At 76.3% G+C, this 12,330-nt stretch carries 9 protein-coding genes; all 9 read left to right on the top strand.

What is annotated here, in order from left to right; genetic code table 11:
* Positions 1 to 160: 160 nt before the first annotated feature.
* The 9 genes from AC07D6_RS23215 (at position 161) to AC07D6_RS23175 (ending at position 12,301) form a co-directional block, all read left to right on the top strand.
* Positions 161 to 1,501 (top strand): diaminobutyrate--2-oxoglutarate transaminase family protein, encoded by a 1,341-nt coding sequence (locus tag AC07D6_RS23215; RefSeq protein ID WP_315880406.1) that lies wholly within the window; start codon positions 161 to 163, stop codon positions 1,499 to 1,501.
* On the top strand, positions 1,498 to 3,066 hold the full coding sequence (locus tag AC07D6_RS23210; protein ID WP_479047148.1) for a pyridoxal phosphate-dependent decarboxylase family protein: 1,569 nt from the start codon (positions 1,498 to 1,500) through the stop codon (positions 3,064 to 3,066). The genes AC07D6_RS23215 and AC07D6_RS23210 overlap by 4 nt, the downstream gene beginning before the upstream one ends.
* Positions 3,063 to 4,442, top strand: a complete 1,380-nt coding sequence (locus tag AC07D6_RS23205) for a lysine N(6)-hydroxylase/L-ornithine N(5)-oxygenase family protein (protein ID WP_479047145.1) — start codon at positions 3,063 to 3,065, stop codon at positions 4,440 to 4,442. Before AC07D6_RS23210 ends, AC07D6_RS23205 begins: the two co-directional genes overlap by 4 nt.
* Positions 4,439 to 6,163, top strand: a complete 1,725-nt coding sequence (locus AC07D6_RS23200; RefSeq protein WP_479047143.1) for an IucA/IucC family protein — start codon at positions 4,439 to 4,441, stop codon at positions 6,161 to 6,163. The genes AC07D6_RS23205 and AC07D6_RS23200 overlap by 4 nt, the downstream gene beginning before the upstream one ends.
* Complete coding sequence (locus tag AC07D6_RS23195; RefSeq protein ID WP_391654114.1) at positions 6,160 to 6,711, top strand: GNAT family N-acetyltransferase; 552 nt, start codon at positions 6,160 to 6,162, stop codon at positions 6,709 to 6,711. The genes AC07D6_RS23200 and AC07D6_RS23195 overlap by 4 nt, the downstream gene beginning before the upstream one ends.
* The gene (locus tag AC07D6_RS23190; RefSeq protein WP_479047141.1) at positions 6,708 to 8,102 is read left to right on the top strand and encodes a hypothetical protein; all 1,395 of its coding nucleotides are present in this window, start codon (positions 6,708 to 6,710) and stop codon (positions 8,100 to 8,102) included. Before AC07D6_RS23195 ends, AC07D6_RS23190 begins: the two co-directional genes overlap by 4 nt.
* Positions 8,086 to 9,621 carry a pyridoxal phosphate-dependent decarboxylase family protein gene (locus AC07D6_RS23185; protein ID WP_479047138.1) on the top strand — a complete coding sequence of 512 codons (1,536 nt, stop codon included), beginning with the start codon at positions 8,086 to 8,088 and terminating at the stop codon, positions 9,619 to 9,621. The genes AC07D6_RS23190 and AC07D6_RS23185 overlap by 17 nt, the downstream gene beginning before the upstream one ends.
* A gap of 71 nt (positions 9,622 to 9,692) precedes the next feature.
* Positions 9,693 to 11,495, top strand: coding sequence for an IucA/IucC family protein (locus AC07D6_RS23180; protein WP_479047135.1), 1,803 nt, complete (start codon positions 9,693 to 9,695; stop codon positions 11,493 to 11,495).
* Entirely contained in the window at positions 11,492 to 12,301 is an 810-nt protein-coding gene (locus AC07D6_RS23175; RefSeq protein WP_479047133.1) for an ABC transporter ATP-binding protein, read from the top strand. The genes AC07D6_RS23180 and AC07D6_RS23175 overlap by 4 nt, the downstream gene beginning before the upstream one ends.
* Positions 12,302 to 12,330 lie beyond the last annotated feature (29 nt).

Below are 12,330 nucleotides of genomic sequence, written 5' to 3'. Positions count from 1 at the left end.
TTGGCGCCCTCCGCGCGCGGAACGCGCCGTCAGAAAGCCTTGATCTTTCTACAGGTTAGGCTAACCTAACCTTCCGTAGGCGGCGGTGGGCACCCCCACCGCGCCTGCCGCGTGCGCGCCTCGTGCGCGTCCTCCGCAACACGACCGAAGGGCATCCGCCATGCCGAACGGTGCGCTGCGCGCCGAGCTCCTCGAGCGCCAGGAGCGACGTGAGTCCTCCGCCCGTACCTACGCGAACACCCTGCCCGTCGCCCCCGTGCACGCCGCCGGCGCGGTGGTCACCGGAGCCGACGGGCGCACGTACCTGGACTGCCTCTCCGGCGCGGGCACCCTCGCGCTGGGGCACAACCACCCCGCGACCGTCGCCGCCCTCCAGTCGGTCCTCGCGTCCGGTGCGCCGCTGCACACCCTGGACATGATCACACCTCAGAAGGACGCGTTCTGCGGGGAGTTACTCCGGCGGCTGCCCGGCGGGCTGCGGGACACGGCGCGGCTGCACTTCTGCAGCCCGGCCGGTACGGACGCCGTCGAGGCGGCGCTGAAACTGGCCCAGCACGCGACGGGCCGGCGCGGGATCGTCGCCTTCACCGGCGCCTACCACGGGATGACGCTCGGCGCGTCCGCCGTGTCCGGGCCGTCCCGCATGAGCGGCGCGGTCGGCGCGGACGCCGTCCCGGTGACCCGCCTCCCCTACCCGTACGGGATGCGCTGCCCGTTCGGGACGGGCGACGGCGAGGAGTCCGGGAAGCTGTCGGCGCGGCTGCTGGAGAGCCTGGTCACCGACCCGAGCAGCGGGGTCGGCACGCCCGCCGCGGTCATCCTGGAGGTCGTCCAGGGCGAGGGCGGCGTCGTCGAGGGCCCGGACGGGTGGCTGCGGGAGGTCCGCCGGATCACCGAGGAGCACGGCATCGTCCTCGTGGTCGACGAGGTGCAGACCGGCGTCGGCCGCACCGGCCACTACTGGGCCTGCGAGCGCGCCGGGGTCACGCCCGACGTGCTCGTCACGTCCAAGGCCGTCGGCGGCGGGCTGCCGCTCGCCCTCATCGCGTACCGCCCCGACCTCGACACCTGGCGCCCCGGCCACCACGCGGGGACCTTCCGCGGCAACACCCTCGCCATGGTCGCCGGGGAGATCACCCTCCGCGCGGTCGCCGAGGAGCAACTGGCCGAGCGGGCGCTGAAGCTGGGCGAGCGGATCCGCCGCGGCCTGCGCGAGATCGCCGCCGCCGACCCGTCGGTCGGCGAGGTCCGCGGGCGCGGCCTGATGATCGGCGTCGAGCTGGTCGACCCGGACGGCGCCCCCGACCGGAACGGCGTCCCGCCCGGCGACCCCGCCCGTGCCCGGGCGGTCCGCGCGGCCTGTGTGGAGCGCGGGCTGATCCTGGAGCTGGGCGGCCGGGGCGACACCGTCGTACGGCTGCTGCCGCCCCTGGTCCTCACCGACGAGCAGGCCGACTCCGTCGTGGAGCGCCTCGCCTCCGCCGTGGAGGGCACCCGATGAGCCGCGGCGACGGGCACCCCGGCATACCCGGCCGCGGCGCGGACGGCGCCGGCCGCCCCGCCCCTCCGGCCGCGACCGCCGCGCCGGGAGAGGCCGACACCGCCGTCGCCGGGGACACCCAGGGACCCCTGGCCCTCGGGAAGCTGACCTCGGTGGTGCTCGACGCGCTCGCCGAGGGCGCCGCCGCCCGGGGCGGGCCGCTGCCCGGCGGCGGGCCCGGCGCGGTCGCCGAGCGGTTACGGGCCGCCTGCGCCCCCGTGCTCCCCGAGCACGGCACGGGCGCCGAGGAGGCGCTGCGCACCGTCGTACGGGCCGTCGCCGAGGGCGCCGCCGACCCCGCCGACCCCTGGTGCGCCGCCCACCTCCACTGCCCGCCCCTCGCGGTGGCCGCCGCGGCCGACCTGGCCGCCGCCGCCCTCAACCCGTCGATGGACTCCTGGGACCAGGCCCCCGCCGCCGCGGTCCTGGAACAGGAGGTCACCGCCGCCCTCGCCGCCCTCGTCTACCCCCGGTGGAGCGCGCCCGACGCGCTGATCACCAGCGGCGGCACCGAGTCGAACCTCGTCGCCCTGCTGCTCGCCCGCGAGCGGGCCCGCGCCACCCGCGCCGCCGGGGCCGCCGGGGTGCGGGTCGTGTGCGGCGGCAACGCCCACCACAGCGTGCGGCGCGCCGCCTGGCTGCTGGGCCTGCCCGAGCCCGTCGTCGTGGACTGCCCGGGCGGTCGGCTCGACCCGGCGGCCGTCGACCGGGCCCTCGCCGGCCTCACCGGGCCCGCCCTGGTGGTGGCCACCGCCGGCACCACCGACGAAGGGCTCGTCGACCCGCTCCCCCGGCTCGCCGCCGTGGCCGCACGGCACGGCGCGGAACTCCACGTGGACGCCGCCTACGGCGGTCCGCTGCTGTTCAGCGACCGGCTCGCGCCGCTCCTCGCGGGCCTGGAGTCGGCCGTCTCCGTCACGCTCGACCTGCACAAACTGGGCTGGCAGCCGGCCGCCGCCGGGGTCCTCGCCGTCCGCGACACCGAGTTGCTCGCCCCGCTGGCCCTGCGCGCCGACTACCTCAACGCCGAGGACGACGGCGAGGCCGGCCTGCCGGACCTGCTCGGCCGCTCCCTGCGCACCACCCGCCGCCCCGACGTGCTGAAGATCGCCGCCACGCTGCGCGCCCTCGGCCGGAGCGGGCTCGGCGCGCTCGTCGAGCACTGCGTGCGCACCGCACGGGACTTCGCCGTGCTCGTCGACGCGCACCCGGCGCTGCGCCGCCGCCCCGGCGGGATCGGCATCAGCACCGTGCTGTTCCGGCCCGTCGCCGCCGACGCGGCACCGCCCGCCGAGGGCGACGCGCTGGTCGCGGAGGTCCGCCGCCGGCTCCTCGCCGAGGGCCGGGCGGTCGTGGGGCGGGCCGTCGCCGAGGACGCCGACGGCACCCGGCGGCTGTGGCTGAAGGCCACCCTGCTCCACCCGCGGGCCACCGGCGAGGACCTGGCCGGTCTGCTCGACCTGGCCGCCGACGCCGCCGCCCGCATCCGCACGACGCACGCACAGGAACCGGAAGGACCCCGATGACGACCGAGCAAGCCGCCGAGGAACCGACGACCGTCGACCTGCTCGGCGTGGGCGTCGGCCCGTTCAACCTGTCGCTGGCCGCCCTGGCCGACGGGGTGGCCGGACTCGACGCCGTCTTCCTGGAGCAGCGGACCGCGTTCCACTGGCACCCCGGCCTGCTGATCGAGGGGGCCACGCTCCAGGTGCCGTTCCTCGCCGACCTGGTGAGCCTCGTCGACCCGACGAGCCGCTGGTCGTTCCTCAACTACATCCGCACCCAGGAGCGACTGTTCCCGTTCTACTTCGCCGAGCGGTTCCACATACCGCGCGCCGAGTACGACGCCTACTGCCGCTGGGTCAGCGGGCAACTGCCGTCCTGCCGCTTCGGGCACCGGGCCGACAGCGTCCGCTGGGACGAGGACCGACAGGCGTACGAGGTGGAGTTCACCCGCGTCGACGGGGCCGGCGCCGCCCTCGGCACCGGTCGGATCCTCGCCCGGCACCTGGCCCTCGGCGTCGGCACCGCCCCGCACGTGCCCGCGCCGCTGCGGGCCCTCGCCGACGACCCGGACGTGCCGGTGCTGCACTCCGCCGAGTACCTCGCCCACCGGGAGCGGCTGCTCGCCGCCGGGCACGTCACCGTCGTCGGCGCGGGGCAGTCGGGCGCCGAGGTGCTCCTCGACCTGCTGCGGGCCCGGCCCCGGGGGCGGGAGGCGCTGGCGTGGCTCGCCCGCACCCCGGCGTTCGCCCCCATGGAGTACAGCAAACTCGGGCTGGAGCACTTCACGCCCGACTACACCCGCTACTTCCGCGAACTGCCCGAGGCCGCCCGCGACCGGCTGCTGCCGGAGCAGTGGCAGCTGTACAAGGGCGTCAGCACCGACACCCTCGGCGACATCCACGACGAGCTGTACCGGCGCGCCCTGACCGGCGGCTGGCCGGACGTCACCCTCACCCCCGGCGTCGCCGTCACCGCCGCCGGCCGGCGGGGCGGCCGGGTGGAACTGGCCCTCGAGCACCGCGAGGAGGGCTCCCGGGCCACGCTCCTCACCGACGCCGTCGTCCTCGCCACCGGGTACGCGGAGCGGCCCGTCGACGGGCTCCTCGAACCGCTCGGCCCGCACATCGCCCGCGACGGCTCGGGCCGCCCCCTCGTCGACCACGACCAGCGGCTCGTCCTCGACGACAAGGTCGGCGGCGCCGTGTTCGTCCAGAACGCCGAGCGGCACACCCACGGCGTCGGCACCCCCGACCTGGGCCTCGCCGCCTGGCGCTCCGCCGTCATCCTCAACGCGCTGACCGGCCGGCCCGCCTACCCGCTGCCGCGCCGCACCGCGTTCACCACCTTCGGCCTCCCCCAGAACCACGCGAACGACGAGCAGAAAGAGTGCGCATGAGCCAGACCCAGCCCCTGGACCCCGCGGCGGAGGCCGACCGGTCCGCCGTCGACAACCTGCTGCGCTGCTGGGTGCGGGAGACCGCAGTGGAACGGCCCGCCGACGACGTGCTGCGCCTGGAGCTGCCCGCGACCGGCACGGCGGTCGAGGCGCCCGTCCTGTACTGGTCGTCCGTCGGTTGGCACCGCTTCGGGCCCGCCCGGCTGCCGTCCGGCGCCCCCGCCTCCGCCGCGGTGCTCGCCGCGCTCCTCGGCGTCGAGGCGGCCGACGGCGACCCGGAGTCCGTCGCCGACCTGACCGGGCGCGTCAGCGACTCCGTGCGCCGCGTCACCGAGTTCGTCCGGGTCCGGGCCGCCGCCCCCGGGGACCCGGCCGGCACGACGCCGTTCCTCGCCGCCGAGCAGGCCCTCCTCACCGGGCACCCGCTGCACCCGACGCCGAAGAGCCGCGAGGGGCTCACCGACGCGGAGGCCGCCCGCTACTCCCCCGAGACGCGCGGCTCCTTCCCGCTGCACTGGTTCGCCGCGGACCCGTCCGTCGTCAGCTCCGACTCCTCGCTCGACCGGAGCGCCGAGGACCTCCTCGCGGACCTCGTCGGGGAGGGCCCCGCGCGGCCCGGCGGCACGGTCCTCGTCCCCGCCCACCCGTGGCAGGCGCAGGACGCCGTCCACCGGCCCGCGGTACGGGCCCTGCTCGACGCGGGCCTGCTGCACGACCTCGGCCCGGCCGGCCCCCACTGGTCGCCCACCTCCTCCGTCCGGACGCTGTACCGGCCCGACGCGGACGTGATGCTGAAGTTCTCCCTCGGCCTGCGCATCACCAACTCGCGGCGCGAGAACATGCGGTCCGAGCTGCGCCGGGGCATCGCCGTCGACCGGCTCCTCACCGCGGGGCTCGACCGGGCCCTGCGCGCCGCCCACCCGAACTTCGCGATCGTCCGCGACCCGGCGTGGCTCGCGGTCGACACCGCGCCCGGCGGCGGCGACGGCACCGGCCTCGACGTGGTCGTCCGCGCCAACCCGTTCCCCGCGGACGCGGCGCCGCAGGGACTGTGCGTCGCCGGGCTCGTCTCCCCCCGCCCCGACCTGCCCGACGGCCGCTCCCACCTGGCGGCGCTCGTGCACGCCCTCGCCGAGCGGACCGGCCGGCCCGTCGCGGAGGTCGGCGAGGAGTGGTTCGTCCGCTACGCGGAGCGGGTCGTCGGCCCCGTCCTGTGGCTGTACGCCACGTACGGGATCGGTCTGGAGGCGCACCAGCAGAACACCCTCGTCGTCCTCGACGACGACGGCTGGCCCGCCGGCGGCCGGTACCGCGACAACCAGGGCTACTACTTCTCCCCCGCCCGCAGCGACGCCCTGTACGGCTGGGTGCCGGGCATCGGCCGGGACCTCGGCACGTACGTCGCCGACGAGGTCATCGACGAGCGACTCGCCTACTACGTCGGCATCAACAACATGCTCGGTCTCGTCGGCGCGCTCGGCTCCCAGGGCCTCGCGGACGAGGCGCGGCTGCTGCGCCGCGCCGACCGGTTCCTCGCCGGGGCCGCCGGCGAACACGGCGACCGGCTGCGGCTGGCGGCGCTGCTGCGGGACGAACCGACGCTGCGCTGCAAGGCGAACCTGCTGACGCGGGTGCGCGGCATGGACGAGCTGACCGGCCCCCTGGAGGCCCAGTCGGTGTACGTGGACATCGCCAACCCGATCGCGGAGGTGCGCAAGTGACGGGCGGTGGCCCCGTCGTCGCCGAGACGACGCTGGAGCAGGGCGTGTTCACGCTGCGCGCGGTCGACCCGGCCGTCGACGCGGGGCTGGTGCACGCGTGGATGAACGATCCGGAGGTGGCCGCGTTCTGGGAGATGGCCCAGCCCGTGGAGCGGATCGCCGCCTACCTGCGGGAGCAGGTGGGCAGCGCCCACTCCACGCCGTACATCGGCTGTGTCGACGGCACCCCGATGAGCTACTGGGAGGTGTACCGGGCCGACCTGGACCCGCTGCGCCACCACTACCCGGCCCGGCCCCGCGACGCCGGCGTGCACCTGTTGCTCGGCCCGTCCGCGTACCGGGGCCGAGGGCTCGGCACGGCGTTACTCCGGGCCGTCTCCGACTGGTTGCTGCGCGCCGACCCGTACGCCGAGCGCGTCGTCGCCGAGCCGGACGTCCGCAACGAGCGGTCCGTGCGGGCCTTCGAGCGGGCCGGGTTCCGGCTGGTCGGGCAGATCGACCTGCCGGGGAAGCGGGCGGCGCTCATGGTCCGCGAGCGCACGGCATGACGGGAGCGCGCGGGCGCCCGGTGCTGCTGGCGGCGGCCGGGCTGCACATGGTGACGCAGTCGGCGCTCGCCCCGTTCTACCCGGCGCTGTTCCGCGCCGCGTACGGGGTGGAGGCGCTGGCCGCGACCGGGCTCTTCCTGGTGCTGTGCCAGGTCTCGGCGGTCGCCGCCCTGCCCCTGTGGGGCCGGGCGAGCCGCCGCGTGCCGTTGGCCCGGCTGGTGACGGCCGGGCAGTCGGCAGCGGTGCTGCTGGCCGCCGCGCTGGTCCTCGCGCCCTCGTACGCGGTGTTCACCGGGGTGTCCGTGCTGCTCGTGGCCGCGAAGGCGGTCGTCCTGCTGGCGTATCCGGGGCTCGCCCGGAGCCACCCGCGCGGGGTGCTGCCCGGTGTCGTCCAGTACGTGGCCGTGCTGCACGCCGCGTCGGTCGCGGCGACGCTGCTGGGCGGGGTCGTCGTGTCCGTACCCGATCCGCGGTCGGCGCTGCCGCTGCTGGCGCTGCTGGAGGCGGTGCTGCTCGTGGCGTGCCTGCGGGTGCTGCGGCCCGGGGCCGGGGCGCCGGCCGGTGACGCCGGTGACGCCTCCGGGGCCGCTCGGGCCGCCGGCGGCGGGGTGTGGCGGCTGGCCGGGTACGTGCTGCTGACGGCCGTCGCCGTGTACGCGGCGCGGCCGTACTTCACCGAGTACGTGACCGGCGCGGGCGCGTCGGCCGGCACGGCGGCGGTGCTGTTCGTGCTGCCGCACGTCGCCGTGCTCGCGCTGCTGCCCGCCGCCGCGCGGCTGCGGGCGCGGCTGGGCGGGCGGCTGCTGCGGCACGGGATGCTCGTCGCCGCCGCGGGGCTCGCCGTGCAGGCGGCGGTCACCGAGCCGGGCTGGCTGGCCGCGGCGCGGCTGGTGTTCGGGGCCGGGCTGGCGATGGGCCAGGTCGCCCTCGACGAGCGGGTGATCGCCGCCAGCGGGTCGGGAGCGGCGTACAGCGTCGTCGCCGTGGGGCAGACGGCGGGGCTGCTGCTCGCGCCGCTCGTCGCCACCGGGACGGCGGCCGTGGCCCTGTGGGCCCCCCTGCTCGCGGGGGGCGCCCTGCTGTGCGTCCTGGCGCTCGCGGCGCCTGCGGTGCCCGCGGTGCCGCTTCGGCCCGCCGCCCTCCCGGACGGGTGGGCCGCGCTCCGGACCCCGCGCGCCCCGGGCCGCCCCGCGGAGCCGGACGCGCCGCTGCCGAGAGAGCTCCCCCATGCGCCGCTCGTGGCGCCGAAGGGGCGCGCGGAGGCCGGGAGGACGACCGTGCTCAGCGCTTCGCGCCCGCGCGCGGTCGCCGTCCCGGCGCCCGCTCACAGCGCCCCGGAGGCGGAACGAGCCGAAGAAGAAGGAATGACCTGCCATGACGATGCCCGGTAGTGCCCTGTCCGCCCCCGCCTCGCCGCTGCTCGAACCCGACCTGCTGGCCGCCGCCCCCGCCGGGCTCGCCGAGGTGGGGCGGCTGGTGGGCGAGATCGCCCGGGAGTGCGCCGACGGACTGCGCGGGCGCGGGGGGCCGCTGCCCGCGCTCAGCCCGGAGGACCTGACCGGCCTGGTCGACGCGCAGTTCCCCGACGGTCTCGTCCCGCGCGCCGGGGCCGGCCCGGACGCCGTGCTGGCGCTCGCCCGGGCCTGCGCGCAGACCACCGTGGACCTCGCCGACCCGCGCGCCGCCGCGCACCTCCAGCCGCCGTCGCTGGCCGTGGCCGCCGCGGCCGACGTGCTGGCGGGGATCTTCAACGCGTCCGTCGACACGTGGGACTCCGGCCCGTACGCCGTCGAGATCGAGCGGCGGCTCGTGAAGGGCATCTGCGGACTCGCCGGCTACGGGCCCGACTCGGGCGGTGTCCTCACGTCCGGCGGGAGCGCGTCCAACCTCCAGGCGCTGCTCGTCGCCCGCGACGCGGCGGCGGCCAAGCTGCGGGACGTGCGCAGCGGCGGCCTGGCCGGGTTCGGGCAGGAGCCGCTGGTGTTCTGCTCGGAGCTGGCGCACTTCTCGGTCGCCCGCGCCTGCGCCGTCCTCGGGCTCGGGGAGGGCGCGGTGCGGACCGTGCCCGTCGACGGGCGGCACCGGATGCGGCCCGAGGCGCTGGACGCGGCGCTGCGCCGGGTCGACCCGGACGCGCAGTTGCCCGTCGCGGTCGTCGCCACCGCCGGGACCACCGACTACGGCTCCGTGGACCCCCTGCCGGAGGTCGCCGCGGTCGCCCGGGAACACGGCGTGCGGCTGCACGTGGACGCGGCGTACGGGTGCGGCGCGCTGTTCTCGGACCGGCTGCGGCCGCTGCTGGACGGGATCGAGGAGGCCGACACGATCACCCTGGACCTGCACAAGACGGCCTGGCAGCCGGCCGCCGCGAGCGTCCTGCTCGCCCGGGACGCGGCGGACTTCGCCCCGACGACGGGGCTGCGGGTCGCGTACCTCAACCCGGACGACGACGGCGAGGCCGGATACGACGGGCTGCTCGGCCTGTCGCTGCAGACGACGCGCCGCGCCGACGCGCTGAAGGTCGCGGCGACGTTCCTGGCCCTCGGCACCGAGGGGCTGGGGGCGATGCTGGACGCCTGCCACGACCTGGCCCGGCACGCCGAGCGGGCCGTGGCGGCGCACCCGCGGCTGGAGCTGACCGCCGGGGCGACGCTGTCGACGGTCGTCTTCCGGTACGTCACCCGCGACCCGTCCGCGTCCGACCGCGTCAACGGCGCGCTCCGCCGCCGCCTGCTGCGCTCCGGCGCCGCGCTGGTCGGCCGGACCGACGCGCCGGGCGGCGACGGCCGCCCGGCCGTCCACCTCAAGCTCACCCTGCTGAACCCGCAGACCCGCACCACGGACGTGGACGGCCTGCTCGACGCGGTCGTCCGCGCCGGCCGGGCCGTCGAGGAAGGGAGCGCCGCATGAAGCGCCGCGAAGCGGAGCAGCGTAAGGGCCGGAAGAACAGCCGGCGTCCACACGAGAAAGGCATCGCCCGTATGACTGACGGCCACCCCGTCCCCGAACTCGCCGACGTCTCCCCCGAGTCGTGGCGCGAGGCGAACCGCAGGCTCCTCGCCAAGACGCTCTCCGAGTTCGCCTTCGAGGAGCTGGTCAAGCCACTGGAGCTGGAGGCGGAGGGCCGGTTCCGGGTCGACCTGGACAGCGGGGTCTCGTACGTCTTCTCCGCCACGCGCGGCGCGCTCGGCTCCTGGCGGGTCGCCAAGGACTCCGTGACGCGCGGCGCGGCGGGGCTCCTCGGCAACGAGATCGAGACCCCCGCGTGGGACGCGCAGCAGTTCCTCGTCGACTGCGCGGGCACCATAGGCACCGACGCGCCCACCCTCGGCATGTACCTCACGGAGCTGTCGGCGACCCTCGCCGTCGACGCGGCGCGCATCGAGCACGGCGGGCGGACGGCGGCCGAACTGCGCGAGCTGGGCCACGCGGAGCTGGAGTGCGCCATGACGGGCCACCCGACGCTCGTCGCCAACAAGGGCCGCATCGGCTTCTCCGCCGGCGACGTGCGGGCGTACGCGCCGGAGGCCCAGCAGACGCTCGCCCTCCAGTGGATCGCCGTGCACCGGGGGCTCGCCGAGTTCCGGGGCACGCCCGGGCTGAGCGAGGCGGCCGTCGTCGCCCACGAGTTGGACGGGGAGACCGTCACCGCGTTCCGCGCCCGGATCGAGGCGGTCGGCGGCGACCCCGACGCGTACGTGTGGATGCCCGTCCACCCGTGGCAGTGGGACCACGCCGTGCAGGTGCTGTTCGCCGGCGAGATCGCCCAGCGGCGGATCGTCCCGCTCGGCGAGAGCGCCGACGCGTACCTGCCGCAGCAGTCGGTGCGGACCATGACGAACGTGTCCGAGCGGGACCGGTACGACGTCAAGCTCCCCCTGAAGATCGTCAACACGCTGATCTGGCGCGGCATCCCGCCGCACTGCACGCAGGGCGCGCCGCTCACCACGCAGTGGCTGACGGGCCTGCTCGGCAAGGACCCGCTGCTCCGCGACGAGCTGCGCACCGTGTTCCTCGGGGAGGTCGCGTCGGTGACGGTCCGCCACCCGTACCTGGACCGGGTGCCGGAGATGCCGTACCAGCACCTGGAGACGCTGGGGTGCATCTGGCGGGAGTCGGTGTCGTCGCGGCAGGACGAGGGCGAGCGGGTCCGCACGTTCGCGTCGCTGCTGCACGTCGACGAGCACGGCACGTCGTTCGCGGCGGAGCTGGTCCGCGCCTCGGGGCTGCCCGCCGAGGAGTGGCTGTCGCGGCTGTTCGAGACGGTGATGCACCCGGTGCTGCACGTGATGTACACGTACGGCATCACCTTCAACCCGCACGGCCAGAACACGCTCATCGGGTACGACGCCGACGACGTGCCGCGGCGGCTGTTCCTGAAGGACTTCGTCGACGACGTGTCCGTGTCGCACACCCCGGTCCCGGAGCGCGGCCCGGAGCCGGACGGCTACGACCACGTGCTGCCCCGGAAGAACCCGGTCGTCATCCGCCAGCACGTCGTCGACCAGTTGCTGCTGGGCCACTTCCGGTACCTGGCGCCGCTCGTCGCCGAGCAGTTGGGCGTCCCGGAGGAGCGGTTCTGGCGGCTGGTGCGGCAGGCGGTCGTGTCGTACCAGAAGCGGTTCCCGGACCGGAAGGACCGGTACGCCGAGTACGACATGCTCGCGGACGAGTTCCCGCGCTACCCGTTCAACACCGACCGGCTCGTCGTCACCCGCTACGTCGACCGGGCGCTGCGGCACGCGCTGCGCCCGAACGGCACCGTCCCCAACCCGCTGTCATGAGCATCGAGATCAGCGCGCGGGAGCTCACCCTCGGCCACGGGGGCGAGCCCGTCGCCCGCGGCATCGGCGTCGCCCTGGCGCCCGGCGAGGTCACGGCGCTCGTCGGCCCGAACGGCTCCGGCAAGTCCACGCTGCTGCGGGCGCTGGCCCGGCTGCACACTCCGGACGCGGGCCGGATCGTGCTCGACGGCCGCGACCTGGCGGAGTACCGGCCGCGGGAACTGGCCCGGAAGCTCAGCTTCCTGACGCAGTCCCCGATCGTGCCCGCCGGGGTGACCGTCGAGGAGCTGATCGCGTACGGCCGCCACCCCCACCAGGGGCTGCTCGCGCGCGGCGACGGCGACGAGGACCGGGAGGCGATCAGTTGGGCGCTGGACGCCACGAACCTGCGGCCGCTGGCCGACCGCACCCTGGACCGGCTGTCCGGGGGCGAGCGGCAGCGGGCGTGGATCGCGATGGCGCTGGCCCAGCGGACCGGCCTGCTGCTGCTCGACGAGCCGACGACGTACCTCGACATCCGCTACCAGATCGAGGTGCTGCGGCTCGTGCGGCGGCTGGCGGACGAGCACGGCATCACCGTGGCGGTGGTGCTGCACGACCTGAACCAGGCCGCCGCGTTCTCCGACGCGATGGTCGTGCTGGCCGGGGGCCGGATCGTCGCGTCCGGCACGCCCGCGCAGGCGCTGACGGAGGAGACCGTCCGCACCGCCTTCCAGATCGACACGACCGTCACCCTCGACCCCCACACGGGTGTGCCGACCTGTCTGCCGACGTGGCGCGAGCCGTCGCCGGCAGCGGCCACCTGAGCACCACGGCACCACCGTTCGCACCACCC

The sequence above is a fragment of the Streptomyces sp. NPDC045287 genome (assembly GCF_056432325.1).
Note: the sequence above shows the minus strand (reverse complement) of the source record. Positions and strands in the feature narration are given on the sequence as shown.

What these genes read in the sequence shown, in the direction of transcription:
- AC07D6_RS23215 (WP_315880406.1), top strand. Translation starts at nt 161, where the DNA reads ATGCCGAACGGTGCGCTGCGCGCCGAGCTCCTCGAGCGCCAGGAGCGA.
- AC07D6_RS23210 (WP_479047148.1), top strand. Translation starts at nt 1,498, where the DNA reads ATGAGCCGCGGCGACGGGCACCCCGGCATACCCGGCCGCGGCGCGGAC.
- AC07D6_RS23205 (WP_479047145.1), top strand. Translation starts at nt 3,063, where the DNA reads ATGACGACCGAGCAAGCCGCCGAGGAACCGACGACCGTCGACCTGCTC.
- AC07D6_RS23200 (WP_479047143.1), top strand. Translation starts at nt 4,439, where the DNA reads ATGAGCCAGACCCAGCCCCTGGACCCCGCGGCGGAGGCCGACCGGTCC.
- AC07D6_RS23190 (WP_479047141.1), top strand. Translation starts at nt 6,708, where the DNA reads ATGACGGGAGCGCGCGGGCGCCCGGTGCTGCTGGCGGCGGCCGGGCTG.
- AC07D6_RS23185 (WP_479047138.1), top strand. Translation starts at nt 8,086, where the DNA reads ATGACGATGCCCGGTAGTGCCCTGTCCGCCCCCGCCTCGCCGCTGCTC.
- AC07D6_RS23180 (WP_479047135.1), top strand. Translation starts at nt 9,693, where the DNA reads ATGACTGACGGCCACCCCGTCCCCGAACTCGCCGACGTCTCCCCCGAG.
- AC07D6_RS23175 (WP_479047133.1), top strand. Translation starts at nt 11,492, where the DNA reads ATGAGCATCGAGATCAGCGCGCGGGAGCTCACCCTCGGCCACGGGGGC.